The sequence below is a fragment of the Streptomyces zaehneri genome, assembly GCF_032248645.1.
Lineage (GTDB): Bacteria > Actinomycetota > Actinomycetes > Streptomycetales > Streptomycetaceae > Streptomyces > Streptomyces coriariae.
On record NZ_JASTTJ010000008.1, the window covers coordinates 283,505 to 306,312 of the forward strand.

At 73.7% G+C, this 22,808-nt stretch carries 18 protein-coding genes; 8 read left to right on the forward strand and 10 right to left on the reverse strand.

The features are described 5' to 3' along the window. Window positions 1–58 precede the first annotated feature (58 nt). The 6 genes from QQM72_RS16380 to QQM72_RS16405 form a co-directional block, all read right to left on the reverse strand. Window positions 59–3,520: an SAV_2336 N-terminal domain-related protein gene (locus QQM72_RS16380; RefSeq protein WP_314221600.1), complete on the reverse strand. Its 3,462-nt coding sequence runs from the start codon at window positions 3,518–3,520 to the stop codon at window positions 59–61. A 19-nt stretch (window positions 3,521–3,539) separates the two neighbouring features. Further along, window positions 3,540–4,568 (reverse strand): AAA family ATPase, encoded by a 1,029-nt coding sequence (locus QQM72_RS16385; protein ID WP_314221601.1) that lies wholly within the window; start codon window positions 4,566–4,568, stop codon window positions 3,540–3,542. Between the two features lie 99 nt (window positions 4,569–4,667). Further along, entirely contained in the window at window positions 4,668–6,395 is a 1,728-nt protein-coding gene (locus tag QQM72_RS16390) for a VMAP-C domain-containing protein (RefSeq protein WP_314221602.1), read from the reverse strand. After that, window positions 6,392–6,718: a CU044_2847 family protein gene (locus tag QQM72_RS16395; protein WP_314221655.1), complete on the reverse strand. Its 327-nt coding sequence runs from the start codon at window positions 6,716–6,718 to the stop codon at window positions 6,392–6,394. Before QQM72_RS16395 ends, QQM72_RS16390 begins: the two co-directional genes overlap by 4 nt. Window positions 6,719–6,802: 84 nt before the next feature. Continuing rightward, window positions 6,803–8,467, reverse strand: coding sequence for a carboxyl transferase domain-containing protein (locus QQM72_RS16400; RefSeq protein WP_314221603.1), 1,665 nt, complete (start codon window positions 8,465–8,467; stop codon window positions 6,803–6,805). After that, entirely contained in the window at window positions 8,464–9,924 is a 1,461-nt protein-coding gene (locus tag QQM72_RS16405) for an acyl-CoA synthetase (RefSeq protein ID WP_314221604.1), read from the reverse strand. Before QQM72_RS16405 ends, QQM72_RS16400 begins: the two co-directional genes overlap by 4 nt. Window positions 9,925–10,209: 285 nt before the next feature. Here QQM72_RS16405 and QQM72_RS16410 point away from each other — a divergent pair, with 285 nt between their 5' ends. Further along, complete coding sequence (locus QQM72_RS16410) at window positions 10,210–11,094, forward strand: ATP-grasp domain-containing protein (protein ID WP_314221605.1); 885 nt, start codon at window positions 10,210–10,212, stop codon at window positions 11,092–11,094. A 37-nt stretch (window positions 11,095–11,131) separates the two neighbouring features. Here the strand turns inward: QQM72_RS16410 and QQM72_RS16415 are convergent, their stop codons facing one another. Then, on the reverse strand, window positions 11,132–11,722 hold the full coding sequence (locus QQM72_RS16415; protein ID WP_314221606.1) for a hypothetical protein: 591 nt from the start codon (window positions 11,720–11,722) through the stop codon (window positions 11,132–11,134). A 163-nt stretch (window positions 11,723–11,885) separates the two neighbouring features. On the opposite strand from QQM72_RS16415, the gene QQM72_RS16420 reads away from it, so the two are divergent. Next, entirely contained in the window at window positions 11,886–12,659 is a 774-nt protein-coding gene (locus QQM72_RS16420; protein ID WP_314221607.1) for an IclR family transcriptional regulator, read from the forward strand. Beyond that, window positions 12,656–13,510, forward strand: coding sequence for an SMP-30/gluconolactonase/LRE family protein (locus QQM72_RS16425; RefSeq protein WP_314221608.1), 855 nt, complete (start codon window positions 12,656–12,658; stop codon window positions 13,508–13,510). The genes QQM72_RS16420 and QQM72_RS16425 overlap by 4 nt, the downstream gene beginning before the upstream one ends. Here the strand turns inward: QQM72_RS16425 and QQM72_RS16430 are convergent, their stop codons facing one another. From QQM72_RS16430 to QQM72_RS16440, 3 genes are read right to left on the reverse strand one after another with little or no spacing between them, the layout of a single operon-like run. After that, window positions 13,511–14,905, reverse strand: coding sequence for an FAD-dependent oxidoreductase (locus QQM72_RS16430; protein ID WP_314221609.1), 1,395 nt, complete (start codon window positions 14,903–14,905; stop codon window positions 13,511–13,513). Continuing rightward, complete coding sequence (locus QQM72_RS16435; protein ID WP_314221610.1) at window positions 14,902–16,254, reverse strand: MAB_1171c family putative transporter; 1,353 nt, start codon at window positions 16,252–16,254, stop codon at window positions 14,902–14,904. The genes QQM72_RS16430 and QQM72_RS16435 overlap by 4 nt, the downstream gene beginning before the upstream one ends. Beyond that, window positions 16,251–16,859 (reverse strand): toxin-antitoxin system, toxin component family protein, encoded by a 609-nt coding sequence (locus tag QQM72_RS16440; RefSeq protein WP_314221611.1) that lies wholly within the window; start codon window positions 16,857–16,859, stop codon window positions 16,251–16,253. The genes QQM72_RS16435 and QQM72_RS16440 overlap by 4 nt, the downstream gene beginning before the upstream one ends. 236 nt (window positions 16,860–17,095) lie before the next feature. Here QQM72_RS16440 and QQM72_RS16445 point away from each other — a divergent pair, with 236 nt between their 5' ends. The 5 genes from QQM72_RS16445 (at window position 17,096) to QQM72_RS16465 (ending at window position 22,521) form a co-directional block, all read left to right on the forward strand. Beyond that, window positions 17,096–18,454: an extracellular solute-binding protein gene (locus QQM72_RS16445; protein ID WP_314221612.1), complete on the forward strand. Its 1,359-nt coding sequence runs from the start codon at window positions 17,096–17,098 to the stop codon at window positions 18,452–18,454. Then, a complete protein-coding gene (locus QQM72_RS16450) occupies window positions 18,451–19,392 on the forward strand; it encodes a carbohydrate ABC transporter permease (RefSeq protein WP_314221613.1) in 942 nt (313 codons plus the stop codon). Before QQM72_RS16445 ends, QQM72_RS16450 begins: the two co-directional genes overlap by 4 nt. Further along, window positions 19,389–20,294 carry a carbohydrate ABC transporter permease gene (locus QQM72_RS16455; RefSeq protein WP_314221614.1) on the forward strand — a complete coding sequence of 302 codons (906 nt, stop codon included), beginning with the start codon at window positions 19,389–19,391 and terminating at the stop codon, window positions 20,292–20,294. The genes QQM72_RS16450 and QQM72_RS16455 overlap by 4 nt, the downstream gene beginning before the upstream one ends. 40 nt (window positions 20,295–20,334) lie before the next feature. Further along, the gene (arfA, locus tag QQM72_RS16460; RefSeq protein ID WP_314221615.1) at window positions 20,335–21,846 is read left to right on the forward strand and encodes an arabinosylfuranosidase ArfA; all 1,512 of its coding nucleotides are present in this window, start codon (window positions 20,335–20,337) and stop codon (window positions 21,844–21,846) included. 216 nt (window positions 21,847–22,062) lie between these two features. After that, entirely contained in the window at window positions 22,063–22,521 is a 459-nt protein-coding gene (locus QQM72_RS16465; protein ID WP_314221616.1) for an RrF2 family transcriptional regulator, read from the forward strand. Window positions 22,522–22,808 lie beyond the last annotated feature (287 nt).

Genomic DNA, 22,808 nt, shown 5'->3' on the forward strand with positions numbered 1-22,808 from the left:
GGTGCCGGATTTCGCCGGTACCGCCGCCCGTGGCCGTGCATCGCCCGGTTCGGCCCCTCTACAGCGCGCGGGCCGCTTCCAGCACCGGGGTGAGGGAGGGGACCACCGCGTCACAGCCCGCCCCGAGCAGCGCCTGCTCGGCGGTCGGATTGCGCGCGAGGCCGAGAAAGCGCAGACCCGCCGCGTGGGCGGCGGCGAGCTCGGCGAGCGTGGAGCCGATCAGGACGCCGGTGGCGGCGGGCGCGCCGAGCGGCCGCAGGGCGCCCAGCAGCCGGTCCGGGTTCGGCGTGAGCCGGCCGAGGTCGTCGTCGCGGCCGTGGACGCCGGCCGGCAGCGGAAGCCGGTAGGACTCCAGACAGCGGTGGACGGCCGCTTCACAGACGTCCGTGACCACCCCGACCCGGCGCCCGGTGTCGTGGAGGGTGCGCACGAGGACCACGGAGTGGTGCGTCCTGGGCGCGTCCGGCACGGCGCTCAGCTCCAGCCGGTCGAGACGGTCCCGCAGCAGCGGGCCCAGCCGGTCCTGGGCGAAGGCCCGCAGCACGTCCAGCGGGTGCACGAAAAGCTCCCGGCCCGCGGCGCGCGGGTCGCCCGCCGGGCGGCCCGCCAGGGCGTCCTCGGGGTCGCGGTGCTCGGCGACGATCCCGAGCAGGTCGAGGGCGGCCGCACGCGCGGTCGTCGCCGTGAACAGCCGGGCCAGCGGGCCGTCGAAGCCGAACAGCACGGTCTCGGCGTCGCCGAGCAGGTCCCGGAGCGGGCGCCCGGAACGGCCGGCCGGCCGGCGCACCTCGGGGGGCGGGGCGTAGTCCGGCGCGAGCGTGACCGCGCAGGTCACCACCAGACCCGGCACCGGCCACCTGCCCAGCTGGGAGTTGACGGCCCGCTGCGCGCCGGCCGCCCGGCGGACGGAGTGGTGGCGGGTGATGCGCGAGCCCGCCGCCAGCAGATGCGCCAGCAGCCGCTCGCGCACGCCCGCGGTCTCCGCCCGTACGAACGCCACCGGGTCGTCGACCCGCCAGGTCAGCTCGACGGCGGCGATGAAGGCGCCCTTCCCGGAGCTCGGCAGGGAGATCCGCTCGACGGCGTGCCGCGGCGTCAGGTCGACCTCGTAGTACGTCGCCGGACGCGGCGGGCGGCCCCCGTAGGGCAGGACGGGGTCGAGGAGGGTGAGCGGGCTGTCGGGACGGGTGTGCACGATCGCGGTGCGGCCCGGCGCGGGGATGCCCAGCTGGCGCAGGTCACGGGTGAGGAAGGGCCCGCGCACCGGCTCCCGGACGTCGGTCCGGTCGTCCGCCGTGTCGCCCGCGCTCTCCTCCGGCGGCAGCGGGCAGTACCAGGCGAGCGGCGGGGCGTCCGGGGCGTCGCCGAACAGGGGCCGGAAGCGGTGCGGCCCGGAGGCGGCGGAGCTGTCGGCGAAGGCCGCGTAGAGAGCCGGGGGGACGGTGAGGAGCACCGGGGCGTCGCCCCGCGGGGGCGCGGGGGTCTCGGGCGCGTCCTGGAACGTCACCCGCAGACGCGGCGGTTCGGCCAGCTCGGCGAGCGGACCGGGGAGCCCGCGCAGGGCGGCGGCGAGCACCGGGAGCAGATACGCCTCGGGCTGGATCCGCACGACATACCCGTTCGGGCGGACACGGACCTCGTACTGCTGAGGCGTGAGATCGCCCCGCGCGAGGACTTCGTGGACGGCGTATTCGAGGGTGATACGGGCTTCGGGGCGCGCGGTGAGGTCGGCGCCGGTCTCGAAGAGAAGAGCGTGCCGCGTGCCTGTGCCGGTCATCGGCGGCTCGGCCACCTGCGCGCGAGCCTCCCGGTGTCCGGGTGCGGTCCCTTCCGCCTCGGGGTCGTCGGGTGTCAACCGTGTGCGGTTCGGCCGGAGTTCGTCGGGCAGGGGGGTCGGCAGGGTGCCGGTCGGGGCTTCGGGCCGTGGCGCGGGGGGTTCGACGCTTCCGCCCAGCCTGCGGACCGTCTCCGCGCTCACCGTCGCGAAGGCGACGGCCGTGCTGTCGGTGCCGCCTGTCTCCGCGCGGAACTCGCCCGTCGTGAGGCCCGCGCGCTCGTCGATCAAGGCGCCGATCCGGTCCAGGAGTTCGCGGGTGCGGCCGCGTGTCGTGCGCGGCAGGGTGCGCAGCAGCAGCTCGCGTACGCCGGGGCGGAAGTCGTACGAGCCGGGCGGACCCGGCACGGTGGTCAGCATGCCGCTGAGGATCACCTCGGCCAGGTGCTGGGGGCGCGGGTCGCGGTTCACCGCACGTTGGACGAGGCGCATCACCGGAACCGAGGGGACGGCCAGGGCCAGATGACCGGCCAGCCGGAACGCCTCCCGTGAGGCGGTGGCGCGGAAGCGCAGCACCAGCTCCTGGGCGGGCAGGGCGGCCGGGTCGGCGGCCTGCGGCCCGGCGGTCCCGGGCGGGACGGGCGCCGGTGGCAGCCAGGCCACCGCACCCGGGGTGCGCGCGCCGCCCGGACCCGCTACCAGCGCCGCCCAGTTGGCCAGCCAGGGCGCGCCCGGCTCCAGCACGGGGATCGGGAGGGCCGCGCCGGGCCGGGGCGCGGTCTGCGGGTCGTACGGGGTGAACGTCAGCGCGGAGAGCGGGGCCGCCCGGGTCGCGGAGAAGAGCAGACCCGGTTCGGCCGGGAGGGCCGTCGTGGTCCACAGGTGCTCCGGGAGCGGCTGGACGACGGCCAGCGGCATCCGGGTCGCCCAGTGCCGCAGGGTCCGGTACCAGCGCTCGCCCGCCGGTCCCGGTCGCCACTGCGGGCCCATGCAGTCGCTCACGATCAGGGTGACCGTCCGGCCGTCCGCCGGGTGGGGAACCCGTCGGGCCTCGCCGTCGGGTGTGGCCGGGTGCGGGGTGACCGTGCGGAAGACGCCCGACTGGGCGAGGACGGTGAGCAGTTCACGGATCAGCGGCCGCCAGACCGGCATCGTCGGGCCGGTGTCGTGGACGAGGTTGAGGCGCAGCCAGCGGTCGCGCGCGGGACGCAGCACGGGCAGCCAGACGTCCGGGTGGGCGCCCAGCCGGGCGATGCGGTCGGCCGTCGCCCGCTCGTCGAGGAGGCGGGCCCGCGCCGAGGGCACCGTGCGCTTCAGCGGGCGCAGGGCCCGCTGGAGGGCGAGGGGATGCGGGAGCATCGCGGGCGCGGGCGCGAGGACGGGCCGGTTCCCGCCGAAGTCGTCACCGGAGCCGGCGGCGGGCGCGGGCGTGGGGAGACGGAGCGGGACACGGTCGGCGGGGTCACCGGGCGCGGAGTTCGGCGACGTACTCCCCGCCGTACGGTCGGGGTCCGCGTGGTCGGGCCTGCCGCCGGCCTCGTCGTCGGGCGTACCGCCGGTGTCCCGCCCGGCCCGCTCGGCCCGTGCGGCCGCCGCGTCCGGCCCGGCCGGGTCCGTCCGCTCCGGTACCTCCTCCGGGTCGCTCGACAGCCCTGCGAGCCACAGCAGTTCGGCGAGCTCGCGGGGGGTGGGCGTGGTGTCCGCCGCGGCCGTCAGCAGGGCGGTCAGCCGGTCCAGGGCGGACATGTCACCTCCCGGTGTCTCCTCAGAAGCCATCGCCGTCCGCCGTGGCGCCGAGGTACGGCATCAGGCGCTCCGCCAGTGCGTCGCGGGAGTCGGCGTCCAGACCGGCGACTCCGGTGAGATAGAGCGCGTTCAGCAGCTGGTCGGTGGCGAGTTCGCCGTCGGCTGCGCGGGTCAGGAAGCGGTCGATGAGGTGTTCCGCCTCGCCCGGCGGGGTGTCGAGGTGGGCCCGGACGATCTCGGTGAGCTGTTCGCGGCCGGGGCGGCGCAGCTTCAGCCGGACACAGCGGCGCAGGAAGGCGGGCGGGAACTCACGCTCGCCGTTGCTGGTCAGGACGACGAACGGGAAGGCGCGGCAGCGGACTCGGCCCCGGGTGACGGCGACCGGGTCGTCCGAGCCGTCGGCCAGGACGCCGGCGGTGACGTCCTCGGCGCAGTGCCGGGCCGCGCGCATGAGTTCGGGGATCTCGTACTGCCCCTCCTCCAGGACGTTCAGCAGGTCGTTGGGGAGGTCGAGGTCGCTCTTGTCGATCTCGTCGACGAGGAGCGCGCGGGGACGTTCGTAGGGCAGCAGGGCCGTGCCGAGGGGGCCGAGGCGCAGATGGTCCTCGACCCCGCCGTCGGCGTCCCCGTCCCGTTCGCGCCACGCCGCCTGCCGGGCGGCGTACAGCCGGGACAGCGGGTCGTACTGGTAGAGGCCGTCGGCCAGCGTGGAGCGGCTGGTGATGTTCCAGCGCAGCACCGGGCCGAGAGCCAGCTCGCGCGCCACCGCGTACGCCAGGGAGGACTTGCCGGTGCCGGGCGGACCGGTGACCAGCAGCGGGCGGCGCAGCACCAGGGCTGCGTTGACGAGTTCGACGCTCTCCGGGGTGGCGACGTACGAGCGGGCGCGGTGGACGCGGTCGGGGGAGACGGCCGCCTCGTCGTCGGCGTCCCGGGGCGGCGGCACGACGGGTTCGCCGTCGAACGCCCGCCAGGGCGGCGGCTCGGGCAGCCGGTCGATGCCGTCGTGCGGCTCGCTGTTCCCGGTGTAGACGGACCAGTGCGGCATGGTTCTCCGAAACTCTGGTGTGACTCGTGGGGCTCGCGTGACTCGTGCGGCTCGTGGCTCTGTTGCGGGGACGGGGACGGGGACGGGGGTGGACGCGGTTCAGGTCACGGGGGAGCGGGGGTGGCCGGCCGCGTCGCCGTGCGGGTCGGCGAAGAGGCGCGGGTCGTCCCACAACAGCTGGATGTCGTGGGCCCAGTGGCCGTCCTCCGCGTCGGCCTCCTCGCGCAGCGCCAGCACCCGGCGCGGGAGTTCGGCGGGCGACACACCGGAGACACAGGTGTCGAGCTCGTCCAGGAACGTCTTGCCCGCGCAGTCGTCCCCGCCTGCGCAGGAGGCGTCGGGACCGCCGGCGCAGCCCTCGCGGGACCAGACGACCATCGGCGCGGGCGCGTTGAGCGAGGTGTCGAAGTGCGGGCGGGTGTGGGACGCGGCCGGGGCGGTCGCGAAGCCGGCGAGACAGGCGTCGTCCTGACGCAGCCGCACCCGGAGCCGGCGGGGTTCCTCGGGGCTGCCGCACTCGACCCGGTGCACCCGGGCGCCGGGCGCCGCGTCGAGCCGGTTCCACACCCGGGTCAGCTGGTGCCGGACCCCCGCCCTGCGGCGCGCCTGGTCGGTGACGACGAGCGGGTACACACAGCCGAGCGGGGTGTCGTCGTCGGGTGTGCTCGCCCAGCGGTCGACGGGCAGGTCGATCCAGTCACGGGGCAGCGCGAACGCCAGCAACTCGTCGCAGCCGGGCGTCAGATACCGGAAGGCGGCCTCGATCCGGTCCTGCACGAAGGCACGCAGCCCGGCCTGCGGGACCGTGCCGGAGCCGACCGGATGCCGGCGGCCCCCGCTGTACGCGGACACCTCCACCCGGACGTGTCCGTCGCCCGCGCCGCTGTGCTGGAGGTCGACGAGGATGGGCGACCAGTCGGGTGCCGCGGCCGTCTCGGCGGCCGTCCCGACGGGGTCCTGGAACAGGGCCTCCACATGCGTGGTGAAGCGGGCGACGGTGGCCGCCGCGTCGCCGCCGTCGACCTCGCACAGCACGAACAGGGCCGCCGACCACAGCGAGTCGAACCCCTCCTCGGGGGCGTCCGGGTCCAGCGGGCCCCGGGCGGACTCGTAGAGCCGCACGCGCCGCCCCGGATCGCCGTCCAGGCCCGCGCGCACGGCGCGTTCGACCAGTTCGCGCAGCCGGGCGCGGTCGGCGCCGCGGTGGTCGGAGGTGGGGACCAGGCCCTCCAGGTCGGGCCAGTAGCGGGCCATGACCTCGGTGGGCATCATCCGCCCGTTGTGCACACCACGGTCACCGGCGGCCGCGGTGACCATGCCGACGACCTCACCGGTGTCCGCCAGGGTGACCGCGGCGCCGCTGAACCCGGGGGCGAGCGGCTGGCCGCCGGGCTGCCAGGCCTCCAGCTGGATCCACTCGCGGTTGAGCAACTGCTTCGCGGTGATGCGGTATTCGGCGAGGGTGCCCTCGTCGAAGCCGACCGGGAAGCCGTAGACGACGAGCTTGCGGGGCCGGTCGGGCCGCCGGTCGTGGGCGGCGTCCACGGGGGCCAGCGCGGCCGGGGCGACCGGGACCTCGTGCGCCAGCTCCAGGACGGCCAGGTCGCCGAGGTCGGTGGTGCCGCCGCCCCAGCCGCCGTCGGCGACCACCCGGGCCGGTACGGCGGGGGCGCCGGGGCGTTCGGTGAAGGTCACCGTCAGGGTGTCCGGGTCGGCCTGTCGCACGACATGGGCGCAGGTCAGCACCCGGCGTCCGGTGACGAGGAAGCCCGCGCCCGCCACCTGGCCCGCGCTCTCGATCCGGGCGTGCCATTCGGCGCTGTTCATGCGGCGGGGGAGGGCGGCGACCAGGTCAGCCGCACGACGAGGTGGCCCTCCGCCGTGCCCTTGGCGATGATCGCGCCGGTCTCCGCCGACAGCTTCACCCCGAACTCGATCTCCACCCCGTCGGGCCGTAACGTCCCGTCGCGGAACACCCGCAGGGCGGACTCGGCGGCCGCGCGCACGCCCTCCAGGGCGCCCTCGAAGGTGCGCGCCGCCTGGACCGTACCGTCGCGGGCCACCAGCCGGGAACCGGGCCGCCCCTCCGTGACCGCCTCGACGGCGACCACGGCACCGTCGTCGGTCCTGAACTCCACCAGTCCGTCCACGGCGCCCCGTAACCCCTCACCCATGTAGTCCTGCGGCTCTGCGCGCATCCATTGTCACGGACGGTACTGGAGATTGTCCTGCGTTCAGCGCGCCTGCGTGATCCGGATCACTCCCAGCTCCACCAAGTCCTGTGGCCGTATCCGGAGTTGATCGGCCGTCGCCTCCACCTCCCGCGGGGGCCGCTTGAGGATCGCCGCCGCCGACTCCGGTGCGATGACGGAGAAGTAGCTGTCCGGGGTGGCCCAGGTGCGGCCGGGCGCGGCCAGGGCCAGCGCGCCGCCGGAGCCGCCCTCGCCGATGACCAGCGTGGTGATCGGCGTGCGGGCGGTGGCCACCACGCCGAACAGCTCCGCGATCGCCGCGCCGGCCCCCTGCCGTTCGGCCTCGGCGTCGTTGGCCGCGCCCGGGGTGTCCACCAGCGTCAGCACCGGGATGCCGAGCCGGTCCGCGAGGCGGATCAGCCGGGCGGCCGTGCGGTACCCGGCGGGCCGGGTGGCCGCCCCGGTCTGCGCGGCGTAGCCGACCGTACGGCCCTGGTGAACGCCGAAGCCGCACAGCATCCCGTCCGGATCGACCCCGCCGCACCGGTCCCCGGAGATCGCGAGCCGGTGGCTGAAGTAGGCGTCCAAGTAGGCCCGGGCGCGCGGCCGTTCTGCCGCCCGAGCCCGGCGAACGGCCTCCCACCCGGTACGCGGCAGATCCGCGACGCCGAGAGCGACGGGAACAGGCGCGGGTTCGCGGGGCGGCCTCGGCTGGGGCCGTGTCGAGGGGCTGCCCGTGCCGGGTACGGCGCCTGGCGCGGCGGTGGCCGGTTCGCCGGGGGTGCTGTGGGTCTCGGCCGGTACCGCTGCGGCCTCGCGATGTGACTCCGGCCGGGGTCCGGCCCCGAGGGCCACGGCCCGCGCGGCGCCCGGTTCGCCGGGGGTGCTGTGGGTCTCGGCCGGTACCGCTGCGGCCTCGCGATGTGACTTCGGCCGGGGTCCGGCCCCGAGGGCCACGGCCCGCGCGGCGCCCGGTTCGCCGGGGGTGCCGGGGGTCCCGCTCGGACGATGCGCTGCCGGCGTTTTGTCGGTCAGCAGACGGAGCCATCGCCCCAGCACCTCCCGTAGCTCTGCCGGAGGCACCACCGCGTCCGCGGCTCCGGCCGCGACCTGGGCCTCGGCCGTGTAGGCGGCCGGGTCGGCGTCCGGCGGCCGGACCCGCGAGCCCGCGAAGCCGACCTGGGCGTTTGGCAGCGCGAGCACCACGTCGGCGCCCGCGCCCAGGGTGGCCCAGCCGCCGCCGGTCGTCGGGTCCCGCAGGACCGCGATCTGCGGCAGCCCGGCCTCCCGGGTGAGCGCCGACTGCCGTGCCACGCGCTGGAGTTGCGTGAGCGCGAGCATGCCCTCCTGCATCCGGCTGCCGCCTGTGGCGATCAACGGCACGACCGGCAGCCGGTGTTCACGGGCGTACGTGTACGCCGCCGTCAGCCGGTCACCGGTGCGCCCGCCCAGCGATCCGCCCAGGAAGCCGAACTCGAAGGCGATCAGCACGGCCCGCGTGCCCCCGACGCTCCCCGTGCCGCAGACGACGGACTCCGACTCACCGGTACGTCGGGCGGCGCGCTCGCGCGAGGCGTCGTAGCCGGGCCAGCCGAGGGGCCCGTCGGGAGCGGAGGGCCGCTCCCCGCCGGGCGGGTCGGGGAACCGGGTGAAGTCGTCGGCGACGAGGGCGACGACCTCGCGCGCGCCCGCCCGCCGCGTCGTCATGACGGCAGCGCCCGCTTCATGATCTTCCCCATGTCGTTGCGGGGCAGCGCGTCGAGATGGCGCACCACGCGAGGCCGCTTGTGCGGCGCCAGACGACGGGCCACGTGGTCGGCCAACTCGCTCTCGGTCGGCGGGTTTTCGGGATCCGTCGGCACGACCCACGCGACGATCCGCTCCCCGAGGTCCGCGTCCGGCTCCCCGGTGACGGCGGCCTCGCGCACCCCCGGATGTTCCAGCAGCGCGTTCTCGATCTCACCGGCCCCGATCTTGTACCCGCCGCTCTTGATGAGGTCGGTCGCCTTGCGCCCGACGATCCGGACATAGCCGTCGGGGTCGCGCACGGCCACGTCACCCGTGCGGAACCAGCCGTCGGAGGTGAAGGCGGCGGCGGTCGCGTCGGGCCGGTTGAGGTAGGCGGTGAACAGGTTCGGCCCGCGCACCTGGATCTCCCCGACGCTCTCCCCGTCGTACGCCTCGACGGCCGACCCGTCCTCGTCCACCAGCCGCAGCTCCACACCGGGCAGGGGCATCCCGACGGTCCCCGCCCGCGCCTCCCCGTCCGCCCGGACGCTCGTGTTCATCAGGGTCTCCGTCATCCCGTACCGCTCGATCACCCGCCGCCCGGTCGCGGCCGCGATCCGCTCGTGGTCGTGCACGGGCAGCGCGGCCGAACCGGACACCAGCAGCCGTGCCCCGGCGAGCGCCTTGGCCAGTGCGGGGTCGTCGGGCAGCGCCTCGGCGATGCGGTGGTACATCGTCGGCACCCCGAAGAGCATGCTCGCCCCCGTGCTCAGCTCCCGCGTCACGCCCTCGGTGCCGAACCTCCCGAGATGCCGTACCGACCCGCCGCGCCGCAGCGGCCCGAGGATCCCCAGCACCAGCCCGTGCACGTGGAACAGCGGCAGCCCGTGCACGAGGACGTCCTCCCCGGTCCACTGCCAGGCGTCGGCGAGCGCGTCCAGCGTCGTGGCGATCGCCCGGCGCGGGATCACCGCGCCCTTGGGCGGCCCGGTGGTGCCGGAGGTGTAGACGACGAGGGCGGGGGTCTCGTCGTCCACGGGCGCCCCGCCCGGCGCCCCGGCACCCTCCCCGCCGGCCTCGCCGTCCACCTCGACGTCGATCCGTGCCAGCTCACGCAGCGCGGCGGGCAGTTCGTCGCCGGGGGCCGCCAGCACCACCCGCGGCGCGCTGTCGCCCAGGATGTGCCCGAGCTCCTTGTCGCCCGACTTCGGGTTCAGCGGCACGGCGGCCACCCCGGCGAGCAGGGCGCCCACCACCGCGACGGCGGTCTCCAGCGACGGAGTCGCCCACACGGCGACCCTGCCCTCCCCCCGCACCCGTTCACCGACGGCACCGGCCGCCGAGGCGAGCTGCGCGTACGTCAGGGAACGCTCGCCGAACCGCAGGGCGGAGCGCCCGGACGGGTCGTCCGTCAGGGCCGGGAAGAGAGAGGACACGGAACGGGCTCCTTGAGTGGCTGCGGGACACGACACAGCCGTTCCTACCCCACTCGCCTCGCCGCCACCTGTCAGGGTGTCCCCGCCACCACGTCCGCGACGACGCAACCGGCCTTGTCCGGCCCGCCGGCGCCGCCGGGCCTGCTCCGGGCAAACCGGTTGTCCCGGTCGCGGGGACGGCCGTTAACCTGCGGAGGTACTACACAGACGTACGAAATGCAGACGTACGGACGTACAGGCGTATGGATGTGCGGATGTGCGGATGTACGAGAACGGAGTCCCGTCGTGCCCCGAGTCGCCCTCGTCACCTACGACCCCCGGCCGGAGCCGAGCAAGGACCGCGACCTTCCCGGGCTGCGGGCGGCGCTGGCGGCGGCCGGTGCCGAGGCGGACGTCGTGTGCTGGGACGACGCCGACGCCGACTGGGCCTCCTACGACCTGGCCGTCATCCGCTCGACCTGGGACTACAGCTGGCGTGCCGCCGAGTTCACGGCCTGGGCGGAGCGGTGCGGCAAGCTGACGCGGCTGGCCAACCCGGTGTCCGTCGTGCGCTGGAACACCGACAAGCGGTACATCGGGGAGCTCGCGGCGGCCGGCGTGCCCACGGTCCCCACCCGTTATCTCGCCCCGGGCGACGCCGACGCCGCGGCGGGGCTGCCGGGCGACCACGAGTACGTCGTCAAGCCCACCTCCGGCGCCGGCGCCCGGTACGCCGCCCGCTACACGCCCGACCGGCACGAGGCGGCCGTACGGCACCTCGCGCGGATGCACGCCGAAGGGCTGACGGCGATGGTGCAGCCGTACATGCGGAGCATCGACACCGGCGGGGAGCGGGCCCTGCAGTTCTTCGGCGGGCGCCTGCTGCACGCCAGCCGCAAGCGGGCCGTACTGGCCCTGGGCACCGCCTTCGACGCGGACAAGGTCGCCCACCCCGGTCTGGAGCCCTGGACCCCGACCCCGGCCGAGCTGGCCGTCGCCGAACGCGCCCTGGCCGCCGTTCCGGACGCGCCGGAGCTGCTCTACGCCCGGGTCGACCTCGTGGACGGCGACGACGGGGAGCCGCGCGTGATGGAGCTGGAACTGGTCGAGCCGAACCTGTTCCTCTTCCTGCACCCGGAGTCGGCGCCGACCGTCGTGGCGGCGATCCTGGCGGCGGCCGCCACGCCCTGACGGCGATCCCCGCTCCCGCGTCACCACCGGCCCGCCGCTACTCCCGGATCCCCGTCCGTTGCAGCAGCCCCCAGGTGAACTCGGCGACGACCTCCCGCCGTACGCCCCAGCCGTCGGGGGCCGTGAAGGCCAGCCCCCAGCGGGTGGGGGCGGTGCCCTCCAGGGGGCGGGCCGGGGCGAAGGCGTGCGCGGCCTCGTCGACCGTGCAGGACCAGGGGGTGAGGTCTTCGAGGCTCGTCAGGCGCGGCGGCGTGGCTCCCGGGGCGCGGACCAGCCACTCGTTCCAGACGCGGCCGTCCGGCGCGAGGAGCACCTCGAAGCGCAGGTCGGGCCAGAGGGGCAGCGGCCAGAGCCAGGCCTCGCAGTCGAGGTCCCCGACGCGGCGGGGCACCCGGGACTCCGGTTCGCCGAGGACGGAGCGGTAGCGGGCCAGCGCGCCCCGGGCGTGCGGGGAGTGGAGCATCGCCTGCCAGCGCTTGTTGGCCTCCCGCATCTGTGCGAGGGAGGCGCCCAGCGCGTGGCGCGCTTCCTCCACCAGGTCAGGGTTGTGGTCGGCCATGCGGCGCAGCAGGACCTGTTGGAAATCGAGCGCCGTGAACGAGCCGGCGAGGCGTTTCTGGGTCGGCATGCGCTCCATCCTGGCCCACGCGGCGCCCCGTCCTGGGCCAGTGTGCGATTCCCGACCATTGCCCGGCGCAACGCCGTATGACAGCCTGTGTTCGTCATGCCGATCGCCTGTTGAAATCTCGAACACAGGCGCTGATACGACCAACCAAGGGAGGGGGCCTGTTGTGGGGCGCCTCGTACCTGCCGTGACCCGAGCTCTCGACATTCTCGAGCTCTTCCTCGACGGGGACGGTTCGCTCTCCGCCCCCGACATCGTGCGCAAGCTCCAGCTTCCGCGCACCACCGTGCACGAACTGGTGACCACGCTCTCGGCACGGTCGTACATCGTGGCCGTACCGGGACAGCCCGGACGCTACCGCCTCGGCGTACGTCCGTACCAGCTCGGCAGCCGCTACGCCGAGCAGCTCGACCTCGCCGCCGAGGGTCAGCAGGTCGCCCGCTCCGTCGCTGAGACGTGTGACGAGACGGTCCACGTGGCGATCCTGGAGGGCACGGACGTCATCTACATCGCCAAGGTCGACTCCACGCACGCGGTCCGGATGGTGTCGGCCGCCGGCCGCCGTCTTCCGGCCCACTGCACGTCCGTCGGCAAGATGCTGCTGGCCTCGCTCTCCGAGCCGGAGCTCAGCGCGCGCATCCCCGACGACGCCGACCTCATCCGGATGACCCCGAACAGCATCACCGAGCCCGGCGCCCTGCGTGAGGCCCTGGCGGAGATCCGGGAGCGGGGCGTCGCGGTGGAGAGCCGTGAGTCCAACCCGGACGTCAGCTGTGTGGCGGCGCCGGTGCGCGACCGCACGGGCCAGGTCGTCGCCGCCCTGTCCATCTCCGTGCCGATGATCCGCTGGAGCGACGAGCGCCGGGTGGAACTGGAGCAGCTCGCCGCGAAGGGCGCCGCCGAGTTGTCCGAGCTGCTGGGCTACCGGAGCGTGGCATGACGACGTCGTCGTACGAGGTGGCCGTGCGGGCCGAGGCCGTCCTCGGCGAGGGGCCGACCTGGGACCCGGTCACCGGCCGGCTGCTCTGGCTGGACATACTCGGCTCCCGCCTGCACGGCTACGACCCCTCGACCGGCCGCCGCACGGTCCGGGCGACCCACCAGCACGTGGGCGCGGCCAAGCCGCGCGCCGGGGGCGGCCTGGTCCTCAACCTCCGGGACGGGGTGGGTCTGCTCGACCCGGACGACAGCTTTCGCTGGCTGCACCACGAGCCGGTCCCCGGCCGCCGCGCCAACGACGCCGCCGTCGCCCCCGACGGCTCCCTCTGGGCCGGCACCATGCGCTACGACGAGGCCCCGGGCGGCGGCACCCTGTTCCGGGTCACCGGCGACGGCTCGCCCGAGCCGGTCCTCGACGACGTGACGGTCAGCAACGGCACCGGCTGGAGCCCGGACGGGACGCTGATGTACTACATCGACTCGCCGACGCGCCGGGTCGACGTGTTCGCGTACTCGGCGGACGGCGGGGTCGCGGACCGCCGTACCCTCGTCGAGATCGAGGACGGCGCCGGCTTCCCCGACGGCCTCACGGTCGACGCGGACGGCTGCGTGTGGGTGGCGCTGTGGGACGGGGGAGCGGTACGCCGCTACACCCCGGCGGGCGAACTGGACCGGGTGCTCACCCTCCCGACCCCGAGGGTCACGGCCTGCGCGTTCGGCGGGGCCGACCTGACCGACCTGTACGTCACCACCGCCCGGGTGGGCCTGGAGGCACCGCACCCGGTCGCCGGCTCGCTGCTGGTGATACCGAAGGCAGGGAAGGGACTGGCTCAACCGGCGTTCGCGGGCTGACTACTCCAGTTCCGCGGCCTTGCGTTCCTCCGGCGTCAGCGGTGGCCCGCTCAGCGGTGGCTTGAGCGGGCCCAGCGCCGCCGACAGCAGCATTCTCGGTGCCAGCAGCACCTCGGCTCTTCGCTCCAGTGACATCACGTCCGTGACCGTTCTGGCGACTCGGCCGTTTCCGGTGGCCGTGAAGATCAGCCGGTCCACGTACGCGGCGACGAGCCGGTCCCGTCGGGTGGGGCCGTCCTCCGTCGCGCCCGGGAAGAACACGTCCTGCCCGACCGCGAGGTCCCACGCCGCCGCGACCGGCCGGGCCACTGCCCTCTGGATGCGCCGGGACAGTCCCGGCGAGCCCCAGCCGTGCCGTCGTACGACGTCCCGCATGGCCGACGCGCCCTGGGCCGCGACCGACATGCCGTGTCCGTACACCGGGTTGTACGCGGCGAGTGCGTCGCCGAGGACCGCGAAGTTCTCCGGCCAGGCCGGCATCTTCTCGTAGAAGGCACGGCGGTTGGCCGTGGTGCGGGTGAACGCCACGTCGGAGAGCGGCTCGGCGCGGGCGATCAGGTCGGCGACGAGCGGATGCCGCAGTTCCTCGCGCGCGTACCGGTCGAAGTCGGCGGCGTCGGACGACGGTTCGCCGCCGCGTGTGCCGATCAGGGTGACCAGCCACCGCCCGTCCTCGATCGGGAGCAGGACGCCCGCCCGGCCGGGCTCACCCGTGCGCGGGTCCGCCATCACGTTGACGACCGGGAAGCCGTCGCGGGCGGATTCGGGCGCGAGGTAGAGGCGGCTCGCGTAGGCCAGTCCCGCGTCGACCTCGCGCCGCTCGGGGGTGGGCAGCCCCAGGTCCGTCAGCCACCGGGAGGCACGGGAGCCGCGCCCCGTGGCGTCGACCACCAGGTCGGCGGCGAGGCTGCGCTCGGCGCCGTCGCGGGCCCGGACCCGGACCCCGGTGACGGCGGCGCCCGTGCCGTCCAGCCGGAGCACCTCGGTCCGGTCGGTCAGCTCGACGCGGTCATCGGCCAGGACGTCCGCCCGTACCGTCGCGTCCAGCAGGTCACGGCCGGACAACAGCATGAAGTGCGACTCGGCCCAGCGCCGGTACCAGCCCTTCGGCGACAGCACGACCATGTCCGTGGTGACCGGCAGCCGGTGTGCACCGGCCTCCCGCAGCCGCCCCGTGACGCCCGGCAGCAGCTCCTCCACGGCCCGCGCCCCACCCGACCACAGCTGGTGGACGTGCCTCGCCTGGGGCAGCCCCTTTCGCGGGTGCGGGCCCGTGGGCAGCTCATCGCGCTCGACCACGATGACCCGGTCGGCGACCGAGGCCAGGGCGCGGGCGGCGAGCATGCCGGCGAGGGAGCCGCCGAGGACGACGGCGGTGGTGGGGCGTTGACTCATGGACGGGCACGCTCTCTGCTGTGGTCATCGGTGCTGCTGTCGTCACTGCTGCTGTCGACATGGCTGCTGTCGACTTTGCTGTGGCCGTCGCTGCCGGGGTCGTCGACGGGCGGGCCGGGGGCGCCCGCTGGGGGCGCGGCCGTGTGCCGGCGGACCGCCGCCATGTCATCGGGACGGTGCAGGGCCCGTGACACGGCCGCGATCTCCTGGAGCAGGTCCGTGATGTCGGGATTGCCGGTGGCAGCGCCGTCCGGCGCGCGACGCTTGGCGTCGGCCGCGTCCTGGACGGCCACGGCGGCGGCGAGCGCCTTCGCGTGAGCGGGCTCGAAGCCGAGGGCGAGCGCGGCCTCCTGCGACCGTCGCTGCTGCTCCTCGTCGATGCGGCCGGCCAGTGGGAGGAGTGCGTCGCGGATGAAGGTCTCCCGCCGGATCAGGCGCAGTTCGGGCGTGGTGTGCAGGACGAACGGGATGCCGCCGCCGTTGACGGTCCGCATCAGCGTGTACAGGGGACGCAGTTCGCGGTGGGCGAGCCGGACGCGCCAGCTTTCGTGCAGGTACTGGCCCGCGTGCGGGAGGATGAATCCCACCGCGATCAGGATCGCGGACAGACAGGCGACGGGCGGGGCCAGTTGGGTGCTCAGCCAGTCCAGGTCGTGGCCGGTCCAGCGGGCCACCACGGCGGTGAGTTTGGCGGCGTCGAAGATCAGGTTGATCACGTAGCCGACGCCGAGCGACTTCAGCCCCCAGCGCAGCCAGGCGTCGAGCCCGTCGGTGCGGACCCAGTTCCAGATCAGCCGTGAGGTGATCAGGACGGCCACGGTGTGCGCGAGCAGGTAGGCCAGGATCTCCTCGCGCATGAAGGGCGTCGAGGCGTAGTACGTGTCCAGGTCCCGGAGCCGCTCGACCGGAGCGTCCGCGAGGGCGAACAGCACCCACAGCGCGACGACCACGCCCGAGTACAGGCACAGGACCCAGCGCATGGCGCGGCGGGTGGCCGCCGTGCGGTCGGACAGACCGTTGCGCCAGGCGATGAGCAGCAGCAGACAGGAGCCGCAGAACGCGGTGAGCAGCGAGTAGACCAGCGGGGCCGCGATGTTCGGCACGCCCGTGACCCGGTTGGTCCAGGCGATCGTGGCAGGCGCCGCGGACACGAACACGAAGCAGGCGAGCAACAGCAGCCCGCCGACCGCGCGCAGCAGCGGGTCCCGCCACAGTCTGATGATGGTGGGCAGCTTGATCACGAGAGCGGTGGTGAGGATCGCGGCGGGGATCCAGAACGAGATGTAGAACTCGTCCAGGAGACGGGCGGGGTCGAGGGCCAGCTCGGGGGAGCCCAGGGCATGGATCACCGGGCCGTTCCTCCACGCCCGCGGTAGCCGAACGCCCGCTGCAGGGGATCGAGAGGCCCGCTGACGCCCTCGCCGCAGACAAGGGGCCGCAGGGCGGAGGCCAGACGGTGGCCGAAGTCGTCGGCCTCGGCCTCGTCCCGTTGGCGGGAACCGTCACGGGCGGCGACGGAGAGGGCCGCGTCGCGCCAGCCGGGCCGACCGGCGAACGCGCGTGCGGCGGCGGCCGTGCCGGGCCCGTGGTGGTGGCGGTGACCGGCGTGCAGATGCCACAGCTCATGGCCGAGGATGACCAGTTGCTGCACGTCCTCGGCCCGTTCCTCGACGATGACCAGGTCGAAGTCCTGGAACTCCACGCACAGCCCGGTCACCTCGATCTCGTCGGGGAACCGCTCGAACCGCACCTCGACGGGCCGCCCGCCGCGCCGCGCGGACATCTCCTCGCACAGCGCCCGGCACACGTCCCGCACCCCGGCCGGCCGGCCGGGGCGGGCCCGTACCGCGGCGCAGAGATCGCCGGTCAGCTCGCGCATGGCCGGTCCGGTCCTCGCGCGCCGCAGCGCCGAGCCGATCCGGGCCGCCCTCCCGCGCGCGCCCGCGATGTCCATCCGCTCCCCCTTCTCGACCGCCGTACGGCAGCCCGTTCGAGCCTACGCGGCCGGTTGTGCCCACGTCACGGGAAGTTTCACGGGGCTGTCGGGGGGCGTAGGGAGACCATCGATAGAAAGCGCTGTCATAGATCCCGTCAAAACCATTGACGTGCAGGCGCATCGATTTTACGGTCCCGTTCGAAGTTACGAGCGGAATTCGAAATGTCGAACCGAGAGAACGACAGGGGCAAGGTATGGGACAACCTGGCCTGAATCGCAGGCAGCTCCTCGCCGCCGCCGGCGGGTTGGCGGTGGCGGGCAGTTTCGGCTTCGCCGCTCTCGGCACGGGAGCCGACGCGCTCGCCGCCGGGACACGGACCCGGGTCCGCTACTGGAACCTCTTCCAGGGCGGCGACGGCGCCAACCAGGTGGCGATGGTGGACGCCTTCCGCGACGGGCACCCGGACATCGCCGTGAAGGACTCCACCCTCGCCTGGGGCGGCCCCTACTACACCAAGCTCGCCATGGCCGCCGCCGGCAACCGCGCACCGGACCTCGGGGTCATGCACCAGGGCCGCGTCCCCGGCTTCGCGCCCGGCCGCCTCCTGGATCCCTGGGACGTGGACCTCCTCGCCGAGCACGGCGTACGCGAGGCCGACTTCAACCCGGTGCTGTGGCAACGAGGCATCGTCGACGGGAAGCTGTACGCGCTGCCGCTGGACATCCACGTCCAGCTGAACTTCTACCGCAAGGACGTCTGCGAGAAGGCGGGACTCCTCGACACCGCCGGCCGCCTCCCCGCCGCCGGCTCCACCGACGAGTGGTTCGACATCCTGAAGGAGGCCAAGGGGCAGCTGAGGAAGGGGCAGCAGACGCTCGGCCTGCACGCCGGCGACCAGAACTTCTGCTGGTGGTTCTTCGTCGCCTTCTACCGGCAGCTCGGCGGCGCCTACTTCGACGACGACCACACGACCGTCACCTTCGACACCGACAAGGCCACCCAGGTCCTGGAGTTCCTCCGCAAGCACGTCACCGACGGCTACGTCACCGTCGGCGAGGCGGACGGCGAGGCGTTCCTCGCCGGCTCGCCGTTCACCTGGGAGGGCAACTGGTCGGTGCCGTACTTCAACGGCGAGAAGGTCGAGTACGGCGCTCAGCCGCTGCCCCCCGTCTTCGGCACCCCGGCCACCCACGCCGAGTCGCACTCCTTCGTCCTGCCCCACCAGGCCGACCGCGGCGGGGACGCCGACGAGGGCGCCTACCGGCTCGCCGCCTACATGGTCACCCACGCCACCACCTGGGCCAACGGCGGCCATGTCCCGGCCTATCTGCCCACCTTCGAGGACCCGGCCTATCTGGAACTGGCCCCGCAGAGCGAGTACTCACGCCCCGCCATGGACCACCAGGCCAACGAACCCCACATCTGGTTCGCCGGCTCCACCGGCGTCCTCGCCCAGCGCGTCGGCCCGATCGTGGCCGCCTCCAACCTGGGCTCGGCCGCCCCGGACGCGGCGGCCCGCCGGATGAAGTCCGCGCTGGCGCAGCTGCTGGCGATGAAGAACCCGATGGACGGCCGCACGGCAGCCCAGGAGCTGAAGGGAGCCGGCGCATGAGCACGCTCGCGCACGCCGGGACACTGCCGCCGCGCACCGCGGTCGCCGCCGAATCCGCCCGCGCCCGCTGGGGCCGCCGCTTCCAGCACGGCGGCTGGTTCGTCGCCCCGTTCTTCGTCCTGTACGGACTGTTCGTCGTGCTGCCGGTCGTCCGCGGGCTCTACCTGAGCTTCACCGACGCCAACATCTCCGGCGACCACACCGGCTTCGTCGGCCTCGACAACTACCGCGAGGCCCTCAAGGACGACCTGGTCTGGGACTCCCTCTGGCACAGCGTGCAGTTCACGCTCTACGTGGTCCCGGTGATCGTCGTCGTGGCCCTGCTGATGGCGCTGATCGCCCACCACACCGTGCACTTCAGGTGGCTGTGGCGGCTGTGCTTCTTCGCGCCCTTCCTGCTGCCCTCCGCGGTGATCGGCAACCTGTGGTGGTGGCTGTTCCAGCCCACGAACGGCATGGTCAACCACGTCCTCGGCCTGGACACCCCGTGGCTCACCCAGAAGTCCACGGCGATGCTCGCGGTCGTCGTCGCGACCCTGTGGTGGACGGTCGGCTTCTCCTTCCTCCTCTATCTGGCCGCCCTCCAGAACATCCCCCACCACCTCTACGAGGCCGCCGAACTGGACGGGGCGAACGCGTTCCAGCGGATGCTGCACATCACCGTGCCCAACCTGCGCAACATCACCGGCCTGGTCCTCGCCCTGCAGATCCTCGCCTCGCTCCAGGTCTTCGACCAGGCCGTGGTGATGTACCAGTTCGGACCAGGACCGGAGGAATCGACCCGCACCTTCGTGCAGTACACCCTCGAACAGGGCTTCACCAGCTACCGCGTGGGCTACGCCTCCGCGATCTCCTTCATCCTCTTCATCATCGTCGCGGCCGTCGCCCTCGGGCGGATGTGGCTGCTGCGCAACCGCGAGGAGGTCGCCACCCGATGACGACGCCGACGACGCCGACGACGCCGACCGCGCCCCCCGCGCTGCCGACACCCCCGACCCCTGCGCCGCGCAAGCCGCGCGGCACCTGGACCCCGGCCCAGATCGCCCTCACGCTGGTGGCGGCGGCCCTCTCCCTGGTCTGGCTGGCCCCGCTCGCCTGGGCGCTGTCGACGTCCCTCAAGACCCCCACCGAGTCGGTGACGTCCCCGCACTGGATCCCGCAGGACTTCACCGCGGAGTCCTGGAAGGCGGTGATCGAGGCCGGCAACATCCCCAACTGGTTCGTGAACTCGGTCGTCGTGTCCATCTGCGTCACCTTCGTCGTCCTCGCGGTCGCCTCCCTCGCGGGATACGGCTTCGCGCGCACGGAGTTCCGCGGCAAGTCGGCGCTGATGGCGCTGACGATGGCGGGCCTGATGTTCTCCCCGGCGATCCTCGGCGTCCCGCTCTTCACCACGGTCCAGTCGCTCGGCATGGTGGACACCTACTGGGGCATGATCCTTCCGCAGTGCGCGCCGGCGGCGATGGTCTACATCCTCTACAAGTTCTTCCGGTCGCTGCCGAGGGAGCTGGAGGAGGCGGCCTTCATCGACGGCGCGGGCCGCTGGCGGATCTTCTTCACGATCGTCCTGCCCCTGTCGAAGCCGTCTCTCTCGGCGGTCGGCATCTTCACCTTCATCGCCTCCTGGAACAACTTCCTGTGGCCCTACATGGTGACCAACAACCCCGACCTGATGACCATGCCGAACGGCATCGCCACCGTGCAGAACGCCTTCGGCATCGTCTGGCCCCAGCTCATGGCCGGCGGACTGCTGGCCGGCCTTCCGCTGATCGTCGTGTTCGTCTTCTTCCAGAGCCAGATCGTGCGGGGCGTGGCCCACACGGGTCTGGCGGGCCAGTAGTCAAGCCGACGGACAAGCACCCCCTCCTCGAAAGGCGTTCATGCGCACCGCACGTCTCACCCTCGACCCCGCCTTCACCATCGGCGAAGTAGACCCCCGTCTCTTCGGCAGCTTCGTGGAGCATCTGGGCCGGTGTGTCTACACCGGTCTCTACGAGCCCGGCCACCCGTCCGCCGACGAGGCGGGGCTGCGGACCGACGTCCTGGACCTGGTCCGCGAACTCGGCGTCACCGCCGTCCGCTACCCCGGCGGCAACTTCGTCTCGGGCTACAAGTGGGAGGACTCGGTCGGCCCCGCCGAGGACCGCCCGCGCCGCCTCGACCTGGCCTGGCGCTCGACGGAGACCAACCGCTTCGGGCTCTCCGAGTACATCGCCTTCCTGCGCAAGATCGGCCCGCAGGCCGAGCCGATGATGGCGATCAACCTCGGCACGCGGGGCGTGGCGGAGGCCCTGGAACTCCAGGAGTACGCCAACCACCCGGCCGGCACGGCGCTTTCGGATCTGCGGGCCGACCACGGTGACAAGGACCCCTTCGGCATCAAGGTCTGGTGTCTGGGCAACGAGATGGACGGCCCCTGGCAGACCGGCCACAAGACCGCCGGGGAGTACGGCCGTCTCGCCGCCGAGACCGCTCGCGCCATGCGCCAGATGGACCCGTCCGTGGAACTGGTCGCCTGCGGCTCTTCCAGCCAGTCCATGCCGACCTTCGCCGAGTGGGAGGCGACGGTCCTCGCGGAGACGTACGACCTGGTCGACTACATCTCCCTGCACGCCTACTACGAGCCGCAGGACGGCGACGTCGACTCCTTCCTGGCCTCGGCCGTGGACATGGAGTCGTTCATCGAGAACGTCGTCGCCACCTGCGACCACGTCGGCGCGAAGCTCAAGTCGAAGAAGAAGATCAACCTCTCCTTCGACGAGTGGAACGTCTGGTACATCTCGGGGTGGCACGCGATCGAGGACTCCGCCACGCGGGACTGGGCCGAGGCCCCCCGGCTGCTGGAGGACAACTACAGCGTCATGGACGCGGTCGTCTTCGGCTCGCTCCTCATCGCGCTGCTGCGGCACGCCGACCGGGTGACGGTCGCCTGTCTCGCCCAGCTCGTCAACGTCATCGCGCCGATCCTCACCGAGCCGGGCGGCCCGGCCTGGCGGCAGACGACGTTCTTCCCGTTCGCGCAGGCGTCCAAGCACGGCCGGGGCACGGTCCTCGACGTGCGGGTCGACTCACCGACGTACGTGACGGCCAAGTACGGCGAGGCGGACCTTCTGCACGCCACCGCCGTCCGCGCCGACGACGGCACGGTCACCGTGTTCGCCGTCAACCGCAGCCGCACCGAGGCGCTGCCGCTCCACGTCCGGCTGACCGGCCTCGACCTGACCTCGGTGGTCGAACACAGTGTGCTCGCGGACGCCGACCCGGACGCCCGGAACACCCTCGCCGACCCCGAGCGGGTCGTCCCGCACCCGGCCGAGGGCACGGCGCTGACGGACGGCGCCCTGACGGCGACGCTGGAGCCGCTGTCGTGGAACGTGATCAGGCTCGCGTGATCGGGCCGGCCTGACCGGAAGCGGCCTGGTGCGGCCGGGCGTACGAGGGTGATCGGCGCCCGGCCGGCCGGGCGCGACCGTGCGTCCGGCGGCCTCTTGCGATCACCCCTTCGTCCGACCCGGCGCCCGGCGCCGGACCGTTTCTCCCGTACCCGGGCGGTTCATGCGGCCGGCGCCCGACCCGTGACGGCCGGCGGCTGACGGCACAATGGGCCCATGAGGATCTCGGCACGGGCGGACTACGCGGTGCGGGCGGTACTGGAGCTCGCCGTACGGCAGGGCGGCGACCCGGTGAAGGCCGAGTCGATCGCCGCCGTGCAGGACATTCCGCACAAGTTCCTCGAGGGGATCCTCGGCGACCTTCGGCGCGGTGGGATCGTCGACAGCCGGCGCGGCGGGGGCGGTGGCTACCGGCTGGCCCGTGACCCGGCGGCGATCACGGTCGCTGACGTGATCAGGGCGGTGGACGGCCCGATCGTGTCCGTACGCGGCGAACGCCCGACCGGCCTGACGTACACGGGCTCGGCGCAGCCCCTGCTCCCGCTCTGGATCGCGCTGCGGGCGAACGTGCGGCGGATCCTGGAGGGCGTCACGATCGCCGACATCGCGGCGGACGCCCTGCCGGACCCGGTCCAGGCGCTCGCCGAGGAACCGGCGGCCTGGGAGAACCCGTGAGTCACGGCCACCGACGGCATCACCCGACCCGGTACCAGGACACGGCTGCCAGGGCGCGGCCCGGGACAGGCGTGGCTGCCGGGGCCCGCACGTGTGCGACGTGCGGGCCCCGGCTGCCGGCGCCGTCCGGGCCGGGGGGTGATCCGGGGCTTCGGCGGCTCCGGCGGTCCCGCCGGAGGCGGTGACCGTGCCGACGCCGGTCGTCGGTGGCGGGCGGCGCACGGGCCGGGCGGCGCGATGCGCGCCCGCTGTCCGGCAATCCGAGGAGCGGCGACCCCTGTGCTGAC

Coding starts and splice junctions, on each gene's coding strand:
- QQM72_RS16380 (WP_314221600.1), bottom strand. CDS start 3,520: ATGTCCGCCCTGGACCGGCTGACCGCCCTGCTGACGGCCGCGGCGGAC.
- QQM72_RS16385 (WP_314221601.1), bottom strand. CDS start 4,568: ATGCCGCACTGGTCCGTCTACACCGGGAACAGCGAGCCGCACGACGGC.
- QQM72_RS16390 (WP_314221602.1), bottom strand. CDS start 6,395: ATGAACAGCGCCGAATGGCACGCCCGGATCGAGAGCGCGGGCCAGGTG.
- QQM72_RS16400 (WP_314221603.1), bottom strand. CDS start 8,467: ATGACGACGCGGCGGGCGGGCGCGCGCGAGGTCGTCGCCCTCGTCGCC.
- QQM72_RS16415 (WP_314221606.1), bottom strand. CDS start 11,722: ATGCCGACCCAGAAACGCCTCGCCGGCTCGTTCACGGCGCTCGATTTC.
- QQM72_RS16425 (WP_314221608.1), top strand. CDS start 12,656: ATGACGACGTCGTCGTACGAGGTGGCCGTGCGGGCCGAGGCCGTCCTC.
- QQM72_RS16430 (WP_314221609.1), bottom strand. CDS start 14,905: ATGAGTCAACGCCCCACCACCGCCGTCGTCCTCGGCGGCTCCCTCGCC.
- QQM72_RS16440 (WP_314221611.1), bottom strand. CDS start 16,859: ATGGACATCGCGGGCGCGCGCGGGAGGGCGGCCCGGATCGGCTCGGCG.
- QQM72_RS16445 (WP_314221612.1), top strand. CDS start 17,096: ATGGGACAACCTGGCCTGAATCGCAGGCAGCTCCTCGCCGCCGCCGGC.
- QQM72_RS16450 (WP_314221613.1), top strand. CDS start 18,451: ATGAGCACGCTCGCGCACGCCGGGACACTGCCGCCGCGCACCGCGGTC.
- QQM72_RS16455 (WP_314221614.1), top strand. CDS start 19,389: ATGACGACGCCGACGACGCCGACGACGCCGACCGCGCCCCCCGCGCTG.
- arfA (WP_314221615.1), top strand. CDS start 20,335: ATGCGCACCGCACGTCTCACCCTCGACCCCGCCTTCACCATCGGCGAA.
- QQM72_RS16465 (WP_314221616.1), top strand. CDS start 22,063: ATGAGGATCTCGGCACGGGCGGACTACGCGGTGCGGGCGGTACTGGAG.